We start from the raw sequence: 19,474 nt of genomic DNA, 5'->3' as shown, positions 1-19,474 counted from the left end.
CCACACCCTCTACCCTGAGGGACATGACCGAGCAGCAGGTGGTCCCGGTCGGGGCCGACAATATCGCCACCGTCACGGCGTTCCTGAACTCCCTGCGCGCACCCGACCTGGATGCCGCCGCCGAACTCCTCGACGAGAACCTCGTCTACCAGAATGTCGGCTTCCCCACCGTGTACGGCCGCCGCCGCACCATCAAACTGTTCCGCGCCATGGACCGGCCCAGCCTGGGTTTCGACGTGTTGATCCACCGCTCGGCGGCCGACGGTGCGTCGGTGCTCAACGAGCGCACCGATGTGCTGATCTTCGGGCCGGTGCGGCTGCAGTTCTGGGTGTGCGGCGTCTTCGAGGTGCACGACGGGCGCATCACGCTGTGGCGGGACTACTTCGACCAGTTCGACTTCGCCAAGGCCGTCGTGCGCGGCCTGGTCGGCGCCGTGATCCCCGCGCTGCGTCCCCGACTGACATGACCGAACGCACCAAACCCAACCTGTTCCAGCTGATCGGCTACTGCTGCAACCGGCGACTGCCGGATTCGATGCTGGACTGGGTCCGCAACGACCTCACCGGCCCGGGCGCCACCCGACGGGTCATGCTGCGGGTGCTCATCCCGGCCGTGTTGATCCTCATCCCGTTCTGGTTCGTCCCCATCGACTTCGTCACGCGGGCCAGCATGACGATCCCGATCCTGATCCCGTTCATCTACTTCTCGCACGCGCTGAACAAGATCTGGCGCAAGCACATGCTGCGGGTGCACGGCCTGGACCCCCACCTGATCGACAAGATCCAGCGGGAGAAGGACGCCGACAAGCACCGCTCGTACATCGAACGTTTCGGGCCGCGCCCCGATGGTGTCGAGACTGGCACCCACGACCTGTAGTTCAGGCGCCGCGCAGCCGGCCCAGTTCGCCGTAGGCCTGCGCCCAGCCCTGCAACCGGTCGGTGGCCCCGGTCAGTTCGTTGCGGTGCCGCTGCGCCGTCATCTGCGAATCCACCGATGACACCAATTGCGCTGCCGCGGTAACCATTTCGTTGTACTGGCGGGCACCCGAGTCCAACTGGACGGCGAACGCGCGGATGGTCGGGGTCAGGTGCGCCCGGGACTGCGGGGACGCCGCGGCGGCCCGTTCCATGGCCGTCACCTCGCCGGCCGTCGCGGCCATCGCCGACGCCGTCTGCGCCGCCACCGCGGAAATCTCGCGCAACTCGTCGGCGGGCAACAATCCGGACCGCTGCAACACCCCCAGCAGCGACAACAGACCGCGTTCGGCGGATGCCAACGCCGCCATCGGCGCCCGCGCTGCCGACCCGCGGGGTGGTAACCGCCGGGGCGCGCCGGTCTCGGGCAACGGCTCACGGCGCAGCCACCGGTAACGCAGGAACAACAGGGTCGCCGGGAACGCGGCGGCCGCCGCGATCGCGCCGGTGACGATGAGCGCCCACACGGGGGTGCTCCACGACGCGAGCAGGCCGGTGACCGCCACCCAGAACGCGGTGGCGCCCGCGAAGAACCAGCAGAGTCGGCGCGCCCAGCGCCGCTTGCGCAGCAGTTTGGCCCGCGGGTCGGCGAGTGTCGCCAGCCTCTGCGAGAGGACGTCGGAGAACTCCGCCGCGGTGTCCACACCGCGCTGGATCAGCCCGGAGAGCACTTCCCGTCGGCCGTGTGCAGAGTTCCCCACCATGGCGAAAACTACTGGGACAGCCGGTCTTCGGGAGCCGCGGCCGGCGGGTTGGCGGCCGGGGTGGCCGGCGCGGCGGCGGTGCCGCCGGCGGGCAGCTGATCACCGCGCATCGAGGCCCGGATCTGCTCCAGCCGGGAATGGCCGGCCATCTGCACGCTGGCCTGCTGCACCTCCAGCATGCGGCCCTGCACGGAATTCTGGGCCAGCTCGGTGGCGCCCATGGCGTTGGCGTAGCGGCGTTCGATCTTCTCCCGCACCTCGTCCAGGTTCGGGGTGGTGCCGGGTGCGGCGATCTCGCTCATCGACCGCAGGGAGGCGCTGACCTGCTCCTGCATCTTGGCCTGCTCCAGCTGCGAGAGCAGCTTGGTGCGCTCGGCGATCTTCTGCTGCAGCACCATGGCGTTCTGTTCGACGGCCTTCTTGGCCTGGCCGGCGGCCTGCAACGACTGATCGTGCAGCGCTTTGAGGTCCTCGACGCTCTGCTCGGCGGTCACCAGTTGCGCGGCGAACGCCTCGGCGGCATTGGTGTACTCGGTGGCCTTGGCGGCGTCACCGGCGGCGGTGGCCTGGTCGGCCAGCGTCAGCGCCTGCCGCACGTTGGCCTGCAGCTTCTCGATATCGGCGAGCTGGCGGTTCAGCCGCATCTCCAGCTGCCGCTGGTTACCGATGACCTGGGCGGCCTGCTGGGTGAGCGCCTGGTGCTGACGCTGCGCTTCCTCGATGGCCTGCTGAATCTGCACCTTCGGGTCGGCGTACTCGTCGACCTTCGAGTTGAACAGCGCCATGAGGTACTTCCACGCCTTGACGAACGGATTGGCCATGGGAACGTTTCCGCCTTCGTGTCTGTCGAGTCTGCGGTTTTGCTTGGTGCCAACCTAACGGTTCACACGCACGTCAGGCCACCGCCATCGACGGAACCTGGGCCGCAACCTGTGGAATGACGACCTTGGTGGTCACGTCGATCCGGCCCATGGCGTTGGCCGCGCCGGCCTCCTGACGGGCCATCTGCTCGCCGGCGTCGGTCAGCACCCGCGACAGCGGGACGTCCAGGGCGTCGCAGATCGAGGCGAGCAGCTCGCTGGACGGCTCCTTGCGGCCGCGCTCCACCTCGGACAGGTAGCCCAGGCTGACCCGGGCGGAGTCGGACACGTCACGCAGCGTCCGGCCCTGGGTGGTCCGCGCGTGCCGCAGCACGTCGCCGATAACCTCGCGCAGCAATGTGTTGGTCATACCTGGGTCAACGCGACCGGTGCGCCGTCGGTTCCCGAGATCAGGAACGCATCCGGGAATCCTTGACCGCCGACACCACGTAGTCGACGCCGGTCACCACGGTGAGCACCACGGCCAGCCACATGATGGCCATCGCGGTGGTCAGCCACACCCCCGACAGCGGCAGGATCAGCAGGCCGATGGCGATCGCCTGCACCAAGGTCTTGAGCTTGCCGCCGCGGCTGGCCGGGATGACCCCGTGACGCAGCACCGCCAGCCGCAGCACCGTGACGCCGATCTCCCGGACCAGGATGACAACGGTGATCCACCAGGGCAGGTCGCCGAGCGCCGACAGCCCGATCAGGGCCGCGCCGATGAGCAGTTTGTCGGCGATCGGATCGGCCAGCTTGCCGAATTCGGTGACCATGCCGTAGCTGCGGGCCAGCGCGCCGTCGAAGTGGTCGGTGATGACCGCCACCGCGAAGATCACGAATGCGACTGTGCGCCACACTGTTTCATGTCCGTCACCGATGAACAGCGCGTAGACGAACACCGGGACCAGCACCAGGCGTATGCCGGTGAGCAGGTTGGCGACGTTGGCGACGGACGCGCGGGGCACCGTGGGATCTGTATCTGGTTGGCCCGGCACGGGCATCAGGATATCGGTTGCGGATGCCGATACTCTCGCTGCTGTGAATGAGGCGCCTGCTCAGCCGGTCGATCCCCTGATTGTGCGCAGGGCTCGCACCTCGGACGTGCCCGCCATCAAGGCGCTCGTCGACATCTACGCGGGCAAGATCCTGCTGGAGAAGAACCTGGTCAACCTGTACGAGGCGGTCCAGGAGTTCTGGGTGGGCGAGCTCGACGGCGAGATCGTGGGCTGCGGCGCCCTGCACGTGCTGTGGGCCGACCTGGGCGAGGTGCGCACGGTGGCCGTGCATCCCAAGGTGCGCGGCAAGGGCGTCGGACACCGGGTGGTGGCCCAACTGCTGGACGTGGCGCGTGAACTCCACCTGCAGCGCATCTTCGTGCTGACCTTCGAGACCGAGTTCTTCGGCCGGCACGGGTTCACCGAGATCGAGGGCACCCCGGTGACCGCCGAGGTGTACGAGGAGATGTGCCGCTCGTACGACACCGGCGTGGCGGAATTCCTCGACCTGTCCTACGTGAAGCCCAACATCCTGGGCAACACCCGGATGCTGCTCACCCTCTAGAACGCGCTAGAACTCGTCGTCGTCGGCGTCGGCCCCGTTGGCGTCGGCGCCCCCGCGGATCAGCGCCAGCGTGCCGGCCAGCTCGTCGGGCTTGACCAGCACCTCGCGCGCCTTGGATCCCTCGGACGGCCCGACGATGTTGCGGGTCTCCATCAGGTCCATCAACCGCCCGGCCTTGGCGAAACCCACCCGCAGCTTGCGCTGCAGCATCGAGGTGGAGCCGAATTGCGATGACACCACCAGCTCGACGGCCTGCAGGAAGACGTCCATGTCGTCGCCGATGTCGGGGTCGACATCGCCACGGTCACCGCCGCTGGGCTTGACCTTGGTGACGCCCTCGACGAACTCGGGCTCGGCCTGGGACTTGGTGGCCTCGACGACGGCGTGGATCTCCTCGTCGGTGATGAACGCCCCCTGCATGCGGGTGGGCTTGTTCGCGCCCATCGGCAGGAACAGGCCGTCACCCATGCCGATCAGCTTCTCGGCACCCGGCTGGTCCAGGATCACGCGCGAGTCGGTCAGCGACGAGGTGGCGAACGCCAGCCGCGACGGCACGTTGGTCTTGATCAGACCGGTGACGACGTCGACGGACGGCCGTTGGGTGGCCAGCACCAGGTGGATCCCGGCGGCGCGGGCCTTCTGGGTGATCCGCACGATGGCCTCTTCGACATCGCGCGGCGCGGTCATCATCAGGTCGGCGAGCTCGTCCACGATCGCCAGGATGTAGGGGTAGGGCTTGTAGACCCGTTCGCTGCCCAGCGGCGCGCTGATCTCGCCGGACCGCACCTTCTCGTTGAAGACGTCGATGTGCCGCACGCGCGAGGCCTGCATGTCCTGGTAGCGCTGTTCCATCTCCTCGACGAGCCAGGCCAGCGCGGCCGCGGCCTTCTTCGGCTCGGTGATGATCGGGGTGATCAGGTGCGGGATGCCCTCGTACGGGGTCAGTTCCACCATCTTCGGGTCGATCAGGATCATCCTGACCTCCTCCGGCGTGGCGCGCGCGAGCAGCGACACCAGCATGGAGTTGACGAAGCTGGACTTACCGGAACCGGTCGAACCGGCCACCAGCAGGTGCGGCATCTTGGCCAGGTTGCACGAGATGAAATCGCCCTCGATGTCCTTGCCCAGGCCGATCACCAGCGGGTGGTGGTCCCGACGGGTGCTGGGCGCGGTCAGGACGTCGGCCAGGCGCACCATCTCGCGATCGGTGTTGGGCACCTCGATGCCCACGGCCGACTTGCCCGGGATGGGGGCCAGCATGCGGACGCTCTCGGTGGCCACCGCGTAGGCGATATTGCGGTGCAGCGCGGTGATCTTCTCGACCTTCACACCCGGGCCGAGTTCGACCTCGTAGCGGGTGACGGTCGGGCCGCGGGTGCAGCCGGTGACGGCGGCGTCGACCTTGAACTGCTGCAGCACCGAGGTGATCGCGTCGGTCATGTGCTGGTTGGCCACGGTGAGTTTCTTGGGCGGCTCGCCGGCCACCAGCAGGTCCATCGACGGCAGGACGTAGGGGCCCTCGACGACGCGGTCGAGCACCAGGGTGTCGTCCGGCTTCTTCTTCGGCGCTTCGGGCTTCTTGCGGGCCGGTTTCGGCGCTTCGATGGCGCGCGGCTCGGGCAGCGTTTCGGCCTCAATGGGTTCCGGGAGCGGGTAGTTGTCCATCGGCGTGCCGGCGGGGCGGGGCAGCTCGGCGGTGGGCCAGGTCTGCACGTCGCCTTCGCCGTAGGTGGCGGGGTCGTCGTAGTAGCCATCCGAGAAGTCGTCGGCGAGGTCGTCGGCCGGCGCCGCATCGTCGTCGTCGTAGTACTCGTCGTCGTCGTAATCATCGTCGAAGGCCCTGGTGCGGAACATGTCCCGCAAGGTGTCAGGCAGTTCGCGGATGGTCGTGCCGGTCACCAGCAGCAGGCCGAACAGCACGCCAATCACCAGCAGCGGGGTGGCGATCCACACGGTGAGACCGTCGGACAGCGGTCCGCCGATGGCGAAGCCGACGAAGCCGGCGGCCTGCCTGCGTGCGGCGGGGTCCTGCGGGGCGCCCGACCAGATGTGCCAGAGGCCCAGCACGGGCAGCGCGATCATCGCCGAGCCGAGGATCAGCCGGGGGCGGGCGTCCAGGTCGGGCTCGGTGCGCATCAGCACCACGGCGACGACACCGAGGATCAGCGGCACCAACACCACCGCTGCACCGATCACCGCGCGGACGGCGAAGTCCACCCAGCCACCGACCGGCCGGGCCGCGTCGAACCAGGAGCTGGCCGCCACGATCACGGCGGCACCGAGCAATGCCAGGGCGATGCCGTCGCGGCGGTGTCCCGGCTCCAGTTCGCGGGCGCGCCCCACCGAGCGGGCGGTGGAACCGGCGCCCTTGGCCAGCATCATCCAGCCCGCGCGGGTGCCACGCCCGACGGCCGCGCCGGCGCCGGCCAGTGGCGACGACGTCCGGCGCGGGGCGGGCTTGGCCGGCTTTTTGCGCGGTGCGGCGGGCCGCGCCGGCTTGGCACGACCGCGGGTGGAGCTCGCCGAACCGGCCTTCGACCTGGTCGAACGGGTCGTGGACCTGGCTGCGGTCTTGTTGGCCATGGGTCCAAGCCTAGTCGCAAGAGCCCCATCCTTACCATCAGCCACACAGGTCACAGAAAGGTTGCAATCGGTGGGCCGTGACCTGCGCCACCAAAGGTAGGTAGGCTAGACACCTGTCCGGTCACATTTACCGAGGAGCCGCCCGCCCATGCCCGTTGTCGTCGTCGCCACGCTGACCGCCAAGCCCGAGTCCGTCGACCTGGTCCGGGACGCCTGCAAGACCGCCATCGAGGCCGTGCATTCCGAGCCGGGCTGCGAGCTGTACTCGCTGCACGAGGCCGACGGCACCTTCGTCTTCGTCGAGCAGTGGGCCGACGAGGAGGCGCTCAAGACGCACGGCACCGCACCGGCGATCGGGGCCCTGTTCGGCACCATCGGCGAGCACCTCGACGGCGCACCCGACATCAAGATGCTGTCCCCGGTGGTCGCCGGTGACCCCGCCAAGGGCAAGCTGCGGTAGCAGTCCGTGGGATCCCTGACCGGCAAGGTCGCCTTCATCACCGGAGCGGCGCGCGGCCAGGGCCGTGCGCACGCGCTGAAACTGGCGGCCGAAGGTGCCGACATCATCGCCGTCGACCTGTGCGACCAGATCGCATCGGTGCCCTACCCGCTGGCCACCCCCGACGACCTGGCGGCCACGGTGAAGCTGGTCGAGGACACCGGACAGCGGATCGTCGCCGTAGCGGCCGATGTCCGGGACCGGGACGCGCTCAAGACGGCACTGCGGGCGGGTACCGAGGCCCTCGGTGACCGGCTCGACATCGTGGTCGCCAACGCCGGCATCGCGCCGATGGCCGACGAGCACGCCTGGCAGGACGTGCTCGACGTGAACCTCACCGGCGTCTACCACACCGTCGACGTCGCGATGAAGCCGATGATCAAGTTCGGCAACGGCGGCGCCATGGTGCTGACCAGTTCGGTGGCCGGGCTGGTGGGCCTGGGCTCGCCGATCGGCGGGTCGGTGGGCTACGCCGCCGCCAAGCACGGCATCGTGGGCCTGATGCGGGTGTACGCCAACTTCCTGGCGCAGTTCAACATCCGGGTCAACTCGGTGCACCCCGCCGGGGTGAACACGCCGATGATCGACAACGAGTTCACCCGGTCCTGGCTGGACGGCATGGCACAGCAGGACTTCCGTGGCCCCGATATGACCAACGCGCTGCCGGTGCAGACACTGGAACCCGAAGACATCGCCAATGCGGTGTACTGGTTGGTGTCCGATGCGGCGCGGTACGTCACCGGGGTGGCGTTGCCGGTGGATGCGGGGTACGTGAACAAACGCTAGGCGTGAGGGGGACCGATGGGGGCAGCGAATCCGGAGGCACAGACGGCTTTCGGACCGATGGTGCTGTCGGCCATCGAGCATCACGAACCGCCGCAGCGCCGCCTGGTCGACGACGACCTGGCCGCGGCGTTCCTGCCCGGCGGGTTGCGCACGGTCGTGCGGCTGACGAGTGTCGGGCCGCTGCGCCGCGCGCTGCTGGCCGCCTCCGACCGGTCGGCGCCGGGCATGTGGACGGGCATCGTGTGCCGGAAACGCTATATCGACGAACGGGTTTCCGATCCGGTGACCGAGTTCGACGCCATCGTCATCCTCGGTTCCGGCTTGGACACCCGGCCCTACCGCATCGCGCGGTACAGCGACCTGCCGGTCTACGAGGTGGACCAGCAGGTCAACATCGACCGCAAAACCGCGACGGTACAACGCGTCCTCGGTGCGGTGCCGGCGTCGGTACGCCTGGTCAGCGTCGACTTCGAGCGCGACGATGTGATGACCGCCTTGGCGGACAACGGGTTCCGCGACACCGGCCGCACCCTGTTCATCTGGGAGGGGGTCACCCAGTACCTCACGCCCGCGGCGCTGCACGCCACCTTCCAACAATTGCGTGCCGTCGCGCCCGGCAGCCGGCTGATCTTCACCTATGTGCGTCAGGACTTCATCGACGGTACCAACCTGTACGGCTCGCGGTCGCTGTACCGGCGTTTCCGCCAGCGCCGGCAGGTGTGGAAGTCGGGTTTCGTCCCGGAACGGGTCGAGGAGGTGCTGACCGGCTACGGGTGGCGGCTGCTGGAGCAGGCCGGCCCGAGTTACTACCGCGACACCTACATCCGGCCCACCGGGCGCGCGTTGTCCGCGTCGCCCATCGAATGGTCCGCCGTGGCCGAGCGCGTGCGTGACTAGATCTCGATGACCGTCGGCACGATCATCGGCTGCCGCCGGTAGGTCTCCCCCACCCACTTGCCCACGGTGCGCCGCACCGCCTGAGCGATCCGGGCGGTGTCGGTGACCTGTTCTGCGGCAAGGCGTTCCAGCTCCGCCTCGACCTTGATGGCGACCGGTTCCAGCGCCTTCGGATCCTCGGAGAAGCCCCGGGAATGCAGATGCGCGGGGCCGGCCGGCTTGCCCGTGCCGCGTCGCACCACGACGGTGACGGCCACGAATCCCGAAGACAGCGTGAGCCTTTCACCGAGCGTGGATTCGCCGACATCACCGGTGATCAGCCCGTCGACGAACATCTTGCCGACGGGCACCGCACCCGCGATGGACGCGACCCCGTTGACCAGGTCGACGCTCACCCCGTTCTCGGCGAGCATGATGTTCTCCGGCGGCACCCCGGTGCGCACGGCCAGCGCGGCGTTCGCACGCAGGTGCCGCCAGGTGCCGTGCACCGGCATGACATTGCGCGGCCGCACCCCGTTGTACAGGAACAGCAGCTCACCGGCGTAGGCATGACCCGAAACATGTACGCGCGCTTGGGCATTGGTGACGACGCGGGCACCGATCTTGGACAGCTCGTCGATGACGCCGAACACCGCCTCCTCGTTGCCGGGGATCAGCGAGGAGGACAGGATGATGAGATCCCCGTCGGTCAACGTGATGCTGCGGTGCTCACCGCGCGACATCCGGGACAGCGCCGCCATCGGCTCACCCTGGGTGCCCGTGGTGATCAGCACCACCCGGTCGGCCGGCATCATCTCCGCCGCGGCGATGTCGAGCACGTCGTCGTCGTTGACCCGCAGGAAGCCGAGCTCTTTGGCGATGCCCATGTTGCGGACCATGGACCGGCCGACGAAGGACACCTTGCGCCCCAGCGCCACCGCGGCGTCGATGATCTGCTGCACGCGGTCGACGTTGGAGGCGAAGCACGCCACGATCACCCGGCCCTCGGCGCCGCGGATCAGCCGGTGCAGGGTCGGACCGACCTCGCTCTCGGACGGACTCACCCCCGGGTGCTCGGAATTGGTCGAGTCACAGAGGAACAGGTCCACCCCGGCGTCGCCGAGCCGCGACATGCCGGGCAGGTCGGTGGGCCTGCCGTCCGGCGGGAGCTGGTCCAGCTTGATGTCGCCGGTGTGCAGCACGGTGCCCGCACCGGTGTGCACGGCGATCGCCAGGGCGTCCGGGATGGAATGGTTCACCGCGAAGTACTGGCATTCGAACACGCCGTGGGTGCTGCGCTGCCCCTCGGCGACCTGCACGAACTTCGGCTTGATGCGGTGTTCGCGGCACTTCTCGGCCACCAGCGCCAGGGTGAACCGCGATCCCACCACCGGGATGTCGGCGCGCAGTTTGAGCAGGTGCGGGATCGCGCCGATGTGGTCCTCGTGCGCGTGGGTGAGCACCAGGGCCTCGATATCGTCGAGGCGGTGTTCGATGTGCCGCAGGTCGGGCAGGATCAGGTCGACGCCCGGCTCGTCGTGACCGGGGAACAGCACCCCGCAATCGATGATCAGCAGCCGGCCGAGGTGCTCGAAAACGGTCATGTTGCGGCCGATTTCGCTGATACCGCCGAGCGCGGTGACCCGCAGTGCGCCAGGGGCCAGCGGGCCGGGCGGAGCGAGGTCAGCCGACATCACAAGACGCCGGCGGCGCGCAGGTCGGCGGCCAGCTGCTCGATCTCGGCGGCGTCGGCGGGCACCTGCGGCAGACGCGGGTCACCGGCGTCGATGCCCAGCAGCCGCAGCCCTTCCTTCGACATGGTCACCCCGCCCAGCCGGGACTGCGCCGCACTCAGCGGGCCGAGCCCGGCGTTGATCTTGCGCGCGGTGGCGATATCGCCGGAGTTGAAGGCCGACAACATTTCTCGCAGGTGGGCGGCGGCGACATGGCCCCAGACGCTGATGAATCCGACGGCGCCCATCGCCAGCCAGGGCAGGTTCAGCGCGTCGTCGCCGGAGTAGTAGGCGATGCCGGTGTCCGCGATGATCTGCCCGCCACCGTGCAGGTCACCCTTGGCGTCCTTGACCGCGACGATGTTCGGGTGCGCCGACAGGGTGCGGATGGTGTCCCATTCGATGGGGACCACCGAGCGCGGCGGGATGTCGTAGAGCACGACCGGCAGGTCGGTGGCGTCGGCGACGGCGGTGAAGTGGGCCACCAGCCCGCGCTGGGTGGGCCGTGAGTAGTACGGGGTCACGACGAGCAGACCGTGCGCGCCGGCCGCGGCGCTGGCCTTGGCCAGGTGCACGCTGTGGGCGGTGTCGTAGGTGCCGGCGCCGGCGATGATCCGCGCCCGGTCCCCGACCTCGTCCAGCACGGCCTCCAGCAACGCGATCTTCTCGTCGTCGGTGGTGGTCGGCGACTCGCCGGTGGTTCCGGAGATCACCAGGCCGTCACACCCGGAGTCGACGAGATGCTTGGCTACCTTCTTCGCACCACCCAGATCAAGCGAGCCGTCCGGGCCGAACGGCGTCACCATGGCAGTCAGCACGGTGCCCAGGCGTGCGCTGACGTCGATTCCGGTGGTGGTCACGCGGGCAAGATTACCCGTTCGATCTCGCGGTTCAGTAGCGCGGGCGAGCTGCGGGGTGCCGCATCGGACGTTAGGGTCGGCCATGACACTTGTGGGGCGGCTGCTGTCCGTCATCGACGCCGACATCCTGCCGCTCACCGAACGGGGCGTCGCCACCGGGAACAAGGTGTTCGGCGCGGCGATCGTGCACAAATCGGATCTGTCGCTGGTGGTGGCCGGCACCAACGCCGAGACGGTCAATCCCCTGTGGCACGGTGAGGTGCACACGCTCAAGCAGTTCTACGAGCTGCCGGGGCATCCGCCGACCAGCGAGCTGCTGTTCCTGTCGACCCACGAACCGTGCACCATGTGCATGTCGGCGATCACCTGGGCCGGCTTCGACAACTTCTACTACTTCTTCAGTCACGAGGATTCCCGCGACGAATTCGCCATCCCGCACGACCTGAAGATCCTCAAAGAGGTGTTCGGCCTGGAGCCCGGCGGTTACCGGCGCTCCAATGCGTTCTGGACGGCGTACTCGATCCCGGATCTGATCGACGACGAGGACGAGCCGCTGCGCACCGAGCTGCTGGCCAGGCGCCAGCTCATCGCCGACCGGTACGCGGTGCTGTCGGTGCAGTACCAGGAGTCCAAGGGCGGCAACGATATTCCGCTGAGCTGAGCGGACCGGACCAGTCAGAAGGGCGGGTCGCTGCCGCTGTCGGCGAGTTCTGCTGCGTTGCGGGCGCGTTCGGCTTTGATGCGTTGCGCGCACTCTTGCGCGCGGGTGCGTGACCGCCTCGGCATCATCCGCCCGCGATCGGCATTGCCGGCGGCCCGGGTGATCGGCCGCGCCGGCGGGACCTCGGTAGGCGTGATCGCGCCGCCGAACAGCAGCGACGCGCCGGCGACCTTGACGTAGGTGTGCCCGGTCGGCGCGGTCCAGGTGACCGTCCCGTCCGGTGCCAGCTGCGGGGTCCAGCCGCAGAACGTCTTGAGCAGATGATGTTCACGGCACAGCGGCTGCAGATTGCCCGGATGCGTCGCCCCCGCCGGCCACGCAACCACATGGTCCACATCGCAGCGGTCAGCGGCCCGGCCGCAACCCGGGAACGCACACATCAGGTGCCGCGCCCGCACCACCGCCGTCAACTTCTCCGACGGATTATGACGCGGCTCACCCACCAGATCGGCGGGATCGGCCACCGGTTTCACCGTCGCCCCGGTGGCCACCAGATCAGCCAGCATCGCCGCCGGGATCACCGCGCCGTCGAGCAGCACCCCCGGCCCGGCCGGCGGGCGCACCTCGGCCGGGGCCACCGCGACCGTCTCGGCCTCGTTTGCTTGTTCGCCGGTCACCGGGACGTGATCGGTCACCACATGAATGGTCACCGCTGTGGCCCGCGGATCCTTACCGCTGCCCACACACCCCGGATCCCCGCACAAACAGGTCAACCGCTCCAACTGCGGGCCCACCACCCCCAACGTGGCCAGCGCATCGGCGCGGCGCTGGCGCACCGTACGCGGATCATTGGCGCACACCGTGGCCGCCAAAGCATCCAGGCGCCGCTGCAACGCCTGCTTATCGGTCACCCGCAACCGACCCCAAAACGACGCCACCCCGTTCGGGTCGTCCTTATCGTCGAACTCCACATAGATATCCGAGGCCGCCGCCTTGGACCGCAGCACCGCCGCCGGATCGAACTTCTCCACCCACACATCGACCGCCGTGATCAGCCCCGACTCCGACCGCAACCCATACCCGGGAGCCTCCCCAGCGATCGCGGCATCGATCAACGCCAACGCATCGCCATCCTCGACCAACCGCGTACGCCAAGTGATCGCATCGATCACCGCCGCCGACACCGCCCCGGCCGCAAACAACGCCGCCGTACGCGGCAACCGATCCCGCAACGCCACCGCGATCCCCATCTGCTTGGACGCCGCATACGGGTTCAGATTGCACGCCGCACCCACCTGAGCCTTGGCCCACGCCCACCCATCGATCACCTGATGAGCGAACTCGTCATCCTCGTCCTCACACTGGCGGGCGGTCACCTCACCCACCAACACCAACCGCCACGCCGCCGCCCTGGCCTCAGCCCGCGTCGCCGCCGTCAACGCAGAAATCAACGCCTCATCACTGAGCTGCGCCGGATTCACGTCGAACACGTGTTCGATTATGCCACCCGGGTATGACACGCCGCGCACGAAAATCTGCGCCGAGGGGCATTGTTCAGTCGCTGAGCACACCCGCCCGTCGCATGGCGGCGGAGATGTGCTCGAAGTCGATGGCGACGTGCGCGCGGGCCAATGCGTCGGCATCGTCGGCGCGCCCGTCGGCGATGGCGTCGACCAGGGTCTCGTGCTCGTCGAGGGCACGCAGTTCCATCTCGCGCATCGTCGCCGGCTCGCCCCACAGGTGGGCGGGTGCACCGATGCTCACCGAGGCCTCCAGGTCGAGCAGCACCTGGGTGAGCACGGCGTTGTGCGCGGCCTCCATGATGGCCAGGTGTAGGGCGCTGTCCGCCTGCTGAGCGGCGAGCCCGCTGTCGGCTCGGCGGTAATCCTCCAGAGCGGACCGCAGCCGCGTGATGTCGGCGGGCGTGCGGGATTCGGCCGCGGCCCGGCACACCGCACCGTGCATCCGGCAGATGGCATCGCAGCGGTCGCGCAGTTCGGCCACTCGCATGGTCAGCGTCCGGCCGACGGTCTCGGTGGACGAGTCCGGCCACTGCTGCAGCACGTACGACCCGCCGCCGCGACCGCGCCGCGTTTCCACCAGCCCGCGTTCGACCAGCCGGGCCAGCGCCGCGCGGACCGTCATCCGGCCGACCCGCAGGGCCGCGGCGAGTTCGCGCTCGGCGGGCAGCCGCGCCCCGGGCAGATATTCGCCGATGGCAATGGCGGTGACCAGCCGGTCGGTGATCTCGTCGACCCGGGTGTTGGGTTCGAGCTCACGGTCGAGCAAGCCCGGCACACCCGCGCCGATCAGCTGTGTCATACCCCTGCCCCTCTCCCGCACCCGACCACAGTATCGATGCCGATTGTTAAAACTCGATTAATGGTCTTGCAGCGAGACCATTACGGGCCCATGCTGCCTTCATGCTCCGCACGACGCACACCATCCCGTTCCGCGATTACCAGACCTGGGTCCAGATCACCACGCCGGAATCCGAGCGCCCCGACACGCTGCCCCTGTTCGTCCTGCACGGCGGTCCCGGGATGGCGCACAACTACGTGGCCAACATCGCCGAACTCGCCGACGAGACCGGCCGCACCGTCATCCACTACGACCAGATCGGCTGCGGCAACAGCACCCATCTGCCGGACGCACCCGCCGAGTTCTGGACCCCGGACCTGTTCGTCGAGGAGTTCCACACCATCCGCACCGCGCTGGCCATCGACCGCTACCACGTGCTCGGGCAGTCCTGGGGCGGCATGCTCGGCGCCGAGATCGCGGTGCGCCGCCCCGACGGGCTGGCGTCGCTGTCCATCTGCAACTCCCCCGCCTCGATGCAACTATGGGTCGAGGGCGCGGCCGAACTGCGCGCACAGCTGCCCGCGGCCACCCAGGCCGCCCTGGCACGCCACGAGGCTGACGGCACCGTCACCGACCCGGAGTACCTCGCGGCAACCGCCGAGTTCTATCGCCGCCATGTGTGCCGCGTCGAGCCGATGCCCAAGGACTTCGCCGACAGCGAGGCACAGATGGAGGCCGAACCGACCGTCTACCACACCATGAACGGGCCCAACGAGTTTCACGTCATCGGCACCCTGCGCGACTGGACGGTGATCGAGCGATTGCCGGCAATCATCGCACCGGTGCTCGTCGTCGCCGGCGAGTTCGACGAGGCCACGCCCGCGACATGGCAACCCTATGTCGACAACATCGCCGACGTCCGCAGTCACGTCTTCCCCGACACCAGTCACTGCACGCATCTGGAGAAGCCCGCCGAGTTCCGTGCGGTCATCGCCGATTTTCTCGGTTCCCACGATCTGGCCGCCGCCGCCCGGGTCTGACCCCACCACCACCTGACAGGACACCCATGGCCACCACCTCCACCCACCTCACCACCGGTGAGGGGCAGCGAAGTCTCGAATCATTCGGCTACAAACAGGAACTCAACCGGTCCATCTCGACACTGGACTTGGTCGTATACGGCCTGGTCTTCATGGTGCCCATCGCGCCGTGGACGATCTTCGGCACCGTCTACAACAGCGCCGCCGGCATGGTGCCGCTGGTTTACCTCATCGGGCTGATCGCCATGGTGTTCACCGCGCTGGCGTACGCACAGATGGCCAAGTCGTTCCCGCTGGCGGGCTCGGTGTTCGCCTATGTGGGCCGCGGCATCCACCCCGGGCTGGGCTTCTTCGCCGGTTGGGCCATTCTGCTGGACTACCTGCTGATTCCCACCCTGCTCTACGTGTTCGCCGCCGAGTCGATGATCGGCCTGTTCCCCGGAACACCACGCTGGCTGTGGGCGATTGTCTTCGTGATCGTGAACACCGCGATCAATCTGTTGGGCGTGGGCTCACTGAAGATCGTGAACCGCATCTTCCTGGCGCTCGAGCTGGTGTTCCTGGTGGTGTTCGTGGTCATCGCGGTGCGCGCCATCAACGGGCAGTCGCTGCCGAACGTCGGATGGAGCACCACCCCGATCTGGAATTCCGAGGCCATCAGCGCGCCCCTGATCGCGGCCGCCCTGTCGATCGCGGTCTTGAGCTTCCTCGGTTTCGACGGCATCTCCACGCTGGCCGAGGAGTCGACCGGCAAGAAGAACCCGGCCGGGCGGGCCATGATCATCGCCCTGTTCGTGGTCGCGGGGTTGTTCATCACCCAGACCTGGCTGGCCAGCCTGCTCGCCGGCGGCCGCGCGTCGTTCAGCGACGACGAGGTCGGTAACGCCTTCTTCCTGCTGGTGCAGGCGGCCTCCAACACCGGCTGGATGAACGCCTTCTTCGTGGTCAACGTGCTCGCTGTCGGTTTCGCCAACGCGATGGCAGCCCAGGCCGCCACCAGCCGGCTGCTGTTCTCGATGAGCCGCGACCGTCAGCTGCCGGCATTCCTGTCCAACATCAGCTCCCGCAAGGTCCCGTTCGCGGCCGTCCTGGTGGTGAGCGCGCTCAGCCTGGTGCTGGTGCTGTTCTTCGTCGGTCAGATCGGGTTGATCTCGTCCCTGGTGAACTTCGGCGCCCTGTTCGGGTTCTGCCTGCTGCACATCTCGGTGGCCTGGTACTACCTGGTGCGCAAGAAGTCGAAGAACTACCTGTTGCACGGGGTGGTGCCGCTGGTGGGGCTGCTGATCATCGGTTACGTGTTGTTCAACGCCGACCCGCTGGCCAAGATCGGCGGCCTGGTGTGGTTGGCGATCGGCGCAATCGTGTTCGGCATCAACGTGATACGAGGCCGTCGGGCGCCGTTGCCCGTAGAGGGCTAGAAGGCTGACGCGGCGACGACGCTCGGCCTGGGCTTGACCGTGGAAAGCGATATCACCGGCGATATCGCTTTCCACACTCGAGTGCCTAGACCCTGCGCCGCAACTCGCGCACCAGATCCCCACGCTCCCCGACCGTCACCGCACCGACGCCCAACCACGAGGCCATCGACTGCAACTCGGACGCCAGGGCACCGGCCACCCGGGATCGGTCCTGGCCGTCCTCGGCGAACGCGCCCACCACGTGCAGCGCCCCCTCGGTGCGTTTCAGGTCGACCCGGCCGACCAAATCACCGTCGAGCAGGAACGGCCATACGTAGTAACCGAATTGGCGTTTGGGCGCGGGCACGTAGATCTCGATGCGGTACCGGAAGTTGAACAGGCGCTCCACCCGCGGCCGGAAGAAGATCAGCGGGTCGAACGGGCACAGCAGGGCCGTACCCCGGTTCACCCGCGGGATTCGCACCCCGGCCCGCAGATAGGCGGGCGTCCCGTCGATGTCGACGGCTTCCAGCGAGCCCTCCTCGACCAGCGCCGCCACCGTGGGCTTGCTCTGCTTGGGACTCAGCCGGAAGTAGTCCCGCAGATCGGGCTCGGTCGCCACCCCGAGCGCCCCGGCCGCCCGCAGGATCAGTTCACGCAACGCCTGCTCGTCGTCGACCTCGCGGGCCAGCACGTGCGGTGGCAGCACCTTCTCGGTCAGGTCGTAGTGCCGCGCGAAGCCGACCCGGGTGGCGGTGGTGAGCCGGCCCGACGCGAACAGCGCCTCGGCCACCCACTTGGTGTCGCTGCGATCCCACCAGGGGCCCTTGCGGCCCCGCGGTTCGGATTCCAGATACGCCTCGATCTGACCGGCGGTGGACGGCCCCAAGACGTCGATGGCGGCGATGATGTCCTCAGCCAGCCGCTGGTTCTTGCGGACGATCTCGGTGCCCCACCGGCCGTGCGTGTACTCCCGCATCCGCCAACGCAGCAGCGGCCAGTCCTCGACGGCCATCAGCGCCGCCTCGTGCGCCCAATACTCGACCAGCAGGCGCGGCGCCCGCGCGCTGTGGCTCCAGGCGGCCCGGTCCAGCACGTCCCGGTCATAGGCGCCGAGCCGGCTGAACACCGGCGCATAGTGCGCGCGCACCGCGACCGACACCGAATCCAGCTGCAGCACCTGGATCCGGGAGATCAGCCGCTTGAGGTGTGCACGCGTCACCGCGCCCGCCGGCCGGCTGTCGTGGAAACCCTGCGCGGCGACGGCGATGCGACGGGCCTGAGCGACGGTCAGAGAAGGCACCCGGCCATCGTTGCGCATGGCACCGACAACAACGCTCAGCGGTGGTACGAACAGAACCGGTAGCGCAGCCCCGAACCACCGGTCAGCCAGTCCCCGCGGGTCACCGACCAGGAATCGTCGAGGGTGGGCGCGAAGGCATCACCGTCGACGTCGACGTCGATCTCGGTGACCTCGCAGCGGTCGGCCAGCGGCAGCGTCAGCGCGTACAACTGGGCGCCGCCGATCACCCAACCGTGCAGGTCGGTGGGCAGCTCGCCCACCACCTCGGCACCGTCGGCCTGGTACGACGGATCGCGGGTCACCACCACGTTGCGACGGCCGGGCAGGGGGCGCACCTTCGCCGGCAGCGACTCCCAGGTGAGCCTGCCCATGATCACGGTCTGGCCCAGGGTCAGCTCCTTGAACCGGGCCTGGTCCTCGGGCAGCCGCCACGGGATGCCGTTGTCCAGCCCGATCACCCCGGACACCGACTGCGCCCAGATCAGCCTCAGACTCATGATTCGGACCTGCGAGCAGTCCTCATACGGCGACGGGCGCCTTGATCCCGGGATGCGGATCGTAGTTCTTGATCTCGATATCCTCGTAGGTGTAGTCGAAGATCGAATCACGCTGGGCCAGAACAAGTTCCGGATACGGTCGCGGGTCGCGCGAAAGCTGCAGGGTGACCTGTTCGACATGGTTGTCGTAGATGTGGCAGTCCCCGCCGGTCCAGACGAACTCCCCCACGCCCAGGCCGGCCTGGGCCGCCATCATGTGGGTCAGCAGCGCGTAGCTGGCGATGTTGAACGGCACCCCGAGGAACAGGTCGGCGCTGCGCTGGTACAGCTGGCAGCTCAGCCGGCCGTCGGCCACGTAGAACTGGAAGAACGCATGGCACGGCGGCAGCGCCATCTGCGGGATCTCGCCGACGTTCCAGGCCGAGACGATGTTGCGGCGGCTGTCGGGGTCGCGCTTGAGCAACTCCAGCGCGGCGCTGATCTGGTCGATGTGCTCACCCGACGGGGTCGGCCAGGACCGCCACTGCACGCCGTACACCGGGCCCAGATCGCCTGTCTCGGAAGCCCATTCGTCCCAGATCGTGACACCGCGCTCCTGCAGCCAGCGCACGTTGGAATCGCCGCGCAAGAACCACAGCAGCTCGTAGACGATCGACTTGGTGTGCACCTTCTTGGTGGTGATCAACGGAAAACCGGCGGTGAGGTCATAGCGCATCTGGTGCCCGAACAGGCTGCGGGTCCCGGTGCCGGTCCGGTCGGATTTCGGCGTGCCACGCTCCAGCACCAGACGCAGCAGATCCTCGTACGGGGTGGCGATGGGCACGCCCATAGCTTAC

General features: G+C 68.3%; 21 protein-coding genes. 9 read left to right on the top strand and 12 right to left on the bottom strand.

The features are described 5' to 3' along the window. Positions 1-23 precede the first annotated feature (23 nt). Both BN977_RS27835 and BN977_RS27830 read left to right on the top strand, forming a co-directional pair. Positions 24-467 (top strand): limonene-1,2-epoxide hydrolase family protein, encoded by a 444-nt coding sequence (locus tag BN977_RS27835; protein ID WP_024455546.1) that lies wholly within the window; start codon positions 24-26, stop codon positions 465-467. Continuing rightward, positions 464-877 carry a DUF5313 domain-containing protein gene (locus BN977_RS27830; protein ID WP_024455545.1) on the top strand — a complete coding sequence of 138 codons (414 nt, stop codon included), beginning with the start codon at positions 464-466 and terminating at the stop codon, positions 875-877. The genes BN977_RS27835 and BN977_RS27830 overlap by 4 nt, the downstream gene beginning before the upstream one ends. 1 nt (position 878) lies before the next feature. On the opposite strand, the gene pspM is transcribed toward BN977_RS27830, so the two are convergent. From pspM to pgsA, 4 genes are all read right to left on the bottom strand, one after another. Further along, on the bottom strand, positions 879-1,679 hold the full coding sequence (gene pspM, locus BN977_RS27825; protein ID WP_051561948.1) for a phage shock envelope stress response protein PspM: 801 nt from the start codon (positions 1,677-1,679) through the stop codon (positions 879-881). Between the two features lie 8 nt (positions 1,680-1,687). Then, entirely contained in the window at positions 1,688-2,500 is an 813-nt protein-coding gene (gene pspA / locus BN977_RS27820; RefSeq protein ID WP_024455543.1) for a phage shock protein PspA, read from the bottom strand. 73 nt (positions 2,501-2,573) lie between these two features. After that, positions 2,574-2,909, bottom strand: coding sequence for a transcriptional regulator ClgR (gene clgR / locus BN977_RS27815; RefSeq protein ID WP_024455542.1), 336 nt, complete (start codon positions 2,907-2,909; stop codon positions 2,574-2,576). A 40-nt stretch (positions 2,910-2,949) separates the two neighbouring features. Next, positions 2,950-3,543, bottom strand: a complete 594-nt coding sequence (gene pgsA / locus BN977_RS27810) for a CDP-diacylglycerol--glycerol-3-phosphate 3-phosphatidyltransferase (RefSeq protein ID WP_081664603.1) — start codon at positions 3,541-3,543, stop codon at positions 2,950-2,952. A 76-nt stretch (positions 3,544-3,619) separates the two neighbouring features. Between pgsA and BN977_RS27805 the strand changes: the two genes are divergently transcribed. Beyond that, entirely contained in the window at positions 3,620-4,102 is a 483-nt protein-coding gene (locus BN977_RS27805; protein WP_024455540.1) for an amino-acid N-acetyltransferase, read from the top strand. Between the two features lie 6 nt (positions 4,103-4,108). On the opposite strand, the gene BN977_RS27800 is transcribed toward BN977_RS27805, so the two are convergent. Further along, on the bottom strand, positions 4,109-6,685 hold the full coding sequence (locus BN977_RS27800) for an FtsK/SpoIIIE family DNA translocase (RefSeq protein ID WP_109790297.1): 2,577 nt from the start codon (positions 6,683-6,685) through the stop codon (positions 4,109-4,111). 148 nt (positions 6,686-6,833) lie between these two features. Between BN977_RS27800 and BN977_RS27795 the strand changes: the two genes are divergently transcribed. Genes BN977_RS27795 through BN977_RS27785 form a run of 3 tightly spaced genes read left to right on the top strand, consistent with a single transcriptional unit; the run spans position 6,834 to position 8,867 of the window. Continuing rightward, positions 6,834-7,145: a putative quinol monooxygenase gene (locus BN977_RS27795; protein ID WP_036403148.1), complete on the top strand. Its 312-nt coding sequence runs from the start codon at positions 6,834-6,836 to the stop codon at positions 7,143-7,145. Positions 7,146-7,151: 6 nt separating this feature from the next. Next, on the top strand, positions 7,152-7,970 hold the full coding sequence (locus BN977_RS27790; RefSeq protein ID WP_036403146.1) for a mycofactocin-coupled SDR family oxidoreductase: 819 nt from the start codon (positions 7,152-7,154) through the stop codon (positions 7,968-7,970). A gap of 15 nt (positions 7,971-7,985) precedes the next feature. Continuing rightward, a complete protein-coding gene (locus BN977_RS27785; protein WP_036403143.1) occupies positions 7,986-8,867 on the top strand; it encodes an SAM-dependent methyltransferase in 882 nt (293 codons plus the stop codon). On the opposite strand, the gene BN977_RS27780 is transcribed toward BN977_RS27785, so the two are convergent. After that, positions 8,864-10,540 carry a ribonuclease J gene (locus BN977_RS27780; RefSeq protein ID WP_036403141.1) on the bottom strand — a complete coding sequence of 559 codons (1,677 nt, stop codon included), beginning with the start codon at positions 10,538-10,540 and terminating at the stop codon, positions 8,864-8,866. The genes BN977_RS27785 and BN977_RS27780 overlap by 4 nt on opposite strands. Continuing rightward, on the bottom strand, positions 10,540-11,385 hold the full coding sequence (gene dapA / locus BN977_RS27775) for a 4-hydroxy-tetrahydrodipicolinate synthase (RefSeq protein WP_234709721.1): 846 nt from the start codon (positions 11,383-11,385) through the stop codon (positions 10,540-10,542). The genes BN977_RS27780 and dapA overlap by 1 nt, the downstream gene beginning before the upstream one ends. Positions 11,386-11,521: 136 nt before the next feature. Here dapA and BN977_RS27770 point away from each other — a divergent pair, with 136 nt between their 5' ends. After that, positions 11,522-12,100, top strand: a complete 579-nt coding sequence (locus BN977_RS27770) for a tRNA-specific adenosine deaminase (RefSeq protein WP_109790296.1) — start codon at positions 11,522-11,524, stop codon at positions 12,098-12,100. A gap of 14 nt (positions 12,101-12,114) precedes the next feature. Here BN977_RS27770 and BN977_RS27765 read toward each other — a convergent pair whose 3' ends face one another. Both BN977_RS27765 and BN977_RS27760 read right to left on the bottom strand, forming a co-directional pair. Beyond that, positions 12,115-13,590, bottom strand: coding sequence for an HNH endonuclease signature motif containing protein (locus BN977_RS27765; RefSeq protein WP_036403133.1), 1,476 nt, complete (start codon positions 13,588-13,590; stop codon positions 12,115-12,117). A gap of 64 nt (positions 13,591-13,654) precedes the next feature. Beyond that, entirely contained in the window at positions 13,655-14,422 is a 768-nt protein-coding gene (locus BN977_RS27760) for a FadR/GntR family transcriptional regulator (protein ID WP_036403130.1), read from the bottom strand. A gap of 101 nt (positions 14,423-14,523) precedes the next feature. Here BN977_RS27760 and BN977_RS27755 point away from each other — a divergent pair, with 101 nt between their 5' ends. After that, on the top strand, positions 14,524-15,441 hold the full coding sequence (locus BN977_RS27755; RefSeq protein WP_036403128.1) for a proline iminopeptidase-family hydrolase: 918 nt from the start codon (positions 14,524-14,526) through the stop codon (positions 15,439-15,441). Between the two features lie 26 nt (positions 15,442-15,467). Continuing rightward, positions 15,468-16,859 (top strand): APC family permease, encoded by a 1,392-nt coding sequence (locus BN977_RS27750; RefSeq protein WP_036403126.1) that lies wholly within the window; start codon positions 15,468-15,470, stop codon positions 16,857-16,859. 85 nt (positions 16,860-16,944) lie between these two features. Here BN977_RS27750 and BN977_RS27745 read toward each other — a convergent pair whose 3' ends face one another. Genes BN977_RS27745 through BN977_RS27735 form a run of 3 tightly spaced genes read right to left on the bottom strand, consistent with a single transcriptional unit; the run spans position 16,945 to position 19,461 of the window. Beyond that, positions 16,945-18,141, bottom strand: a complete 1,197-nt coding sequence (locus BN977_RS27745) for a winged helix-turn-helix domain-containing protein (RefSeq protein ID WP_036404606.1) — start codon at positions 18,139-18,141, stop codon at positions 16,945-16,947. 35 nt (positions 18,142-18,176) lie between these two features. Then, positions 18,177-18,638 (bottom strand): dihydrofolate reductase, encoded by a 462-nt coding sequence (locus BN977_RS27740; RefSeq protein ID WP_109790295.1) that lies wholly within the window; start codon positions 18,636-18,638, stop codon positions 18,177-18,179. A gap of 22 nt (positions 18,639-18,660) precedes the next feature. Beyond that, positions 18,661-19,461 (bottom strand): thymidylate synthase, encoded by an 801-nt coding sequence (locus BN977_RS27735; protein WP_036404600.1) that lies wholly within the window; start codon positions 19,459-19,461, stop codon positions 18,661-18,663. Between the last annotated feature and the right edge of the window lie 13 nt (positions 19,462-19,474).

The organism is Mycolicibacterium cosmeticum, assembly GCF_000613185.1.
GTDB lineage: Bacteria > Actinomycetota > Actinomycetes > Mycobacteriales > Mycobacteriaceae > Mycobacterium > Mycobacterium cosmeticum.
Note: the sequence above shows the minus strand (reverse complement) of the source record. Positions and strands in the feature narration are given on the sequence as shown.

What these genes read in the sequence shown, in the direction of transcription:
- BN977_RS27835 (WP_024455546.1), top strand. Translation starts at nt 24, where the DNA reads ATGACCGAGCAGCAGGTGGTCCCGGTCGGGGCCGACAATATCGCCACC.
- BN977_RS27830 (WP_024455545.1), top strand. Translation starts at nt 464, where the DNA reads ATGACCGAACGCACCAAACCCAACCTGTTCCAGCTGATCGGCTACTGC.
- pspM (WP_051561948.1), bottom strand. Translation starts at nt 1,679, where the DNA reads ATGGTGGGGAACTCTGCACACGGCCGACGGGAAGTGCTCTCCGGGCTG.
- pspA (WP_024455543.1), bottom strand. Translation starts at nt 2,500, where the DNA reads ATGGCCAATCCGTTCGTCAAGGCGTGGAAGTACCTCATGGCGCTGTTC.
- clgR (WP_024455542.1), bottom strand. Translation starts at nt 2,909, where the DNA reads ATGACCAACACATTGCTGCGCGAGGTTATCGGCGACGTGCTGCGGCAC.
- pgsA (WP_081664603.1), bottom strand. Translation starts at nt 3,543, where the DNA reads ATGCCCGTGCCGGGCCAACCAGATACAGATCCCACGGTGCCCCGCGCG.
- BN977_RS27800 (WP_109790297.1), bottom strand. Translation starts at nt 6,685, where the DNA reads ATGGCCAACAAGACCGCAGCCAGGTCCACGACCCGTTCGACCAGGTCG.
- BN977_RS27795 (WP_036403148.1), top strand. Translation starts at nt 6,834, where the DNA reads ATGCCCGTTGTCGTCGTCGCCACGCTGACCGCCAAGCCCGAGTCCGTC.
- BN977_RS27785 (WP_036403143.1), top strand. Translation starts at nt 7,986, where the DNA reads ATGGGGGCAGCGAATCCGGAGGCACAGACGGCTTTCGGACCGATGGTG.
- BN977_RS27780 (WP_036403141.1), bottom strand. Translation starts at nt 10,540, where the DNA reads ATGTCGGCTGACCTCGCTCCGCCCGGCCCGCTGGCCCCTGGCGCACTG.
- dapA (WP_234709721.1), bottom strand. Translation starts at nt 11,385, where the DNA reads ATGGTGACGCCGTTCGGCCCGGACGGCTCGCTTGATCTGGGTGGTGCG.
- BN977_RS27770 (WP_109790296.1), top strand. Translation starts at nt 11,522, where the DNA reads ATGACACTTGTGGGGCGGCTGCTGTCCGTCATCGACGCCGACATCCTG.
- BN977_RS27760 (WP_036403130.1), bottom strand. Translation starts at nt 14,422, where the DNA reads ATGACACAGCTGATCGGCGCGGGTGTGCCGGGCTTGCTCGACCGTGAG.
- BN977_RS27755 (WP_036403128.1), top strand. Translation starts at nt 14,524, where the DNA reads ATGCTCCGCACGACGCACACCATCCCGTTCCGCGATTACCAGACCTGG.
- BN977_RS27750 (WP_036403126.1), top strand. Translation starts at nt 15,468, where the DNA reads ATGGCCACCACCTCCACCCACCTCACCACCGGTGAGGGGCAGCGAAGT.
- BN977_RS27740 (WP_109790295.1), bottom strand. Translation starts at nt 18,638, where the DNA reads ATGAGTCTGAGGCTGATCTGGGCGCAGTCGGTGTCCGGGGTGATCGGG.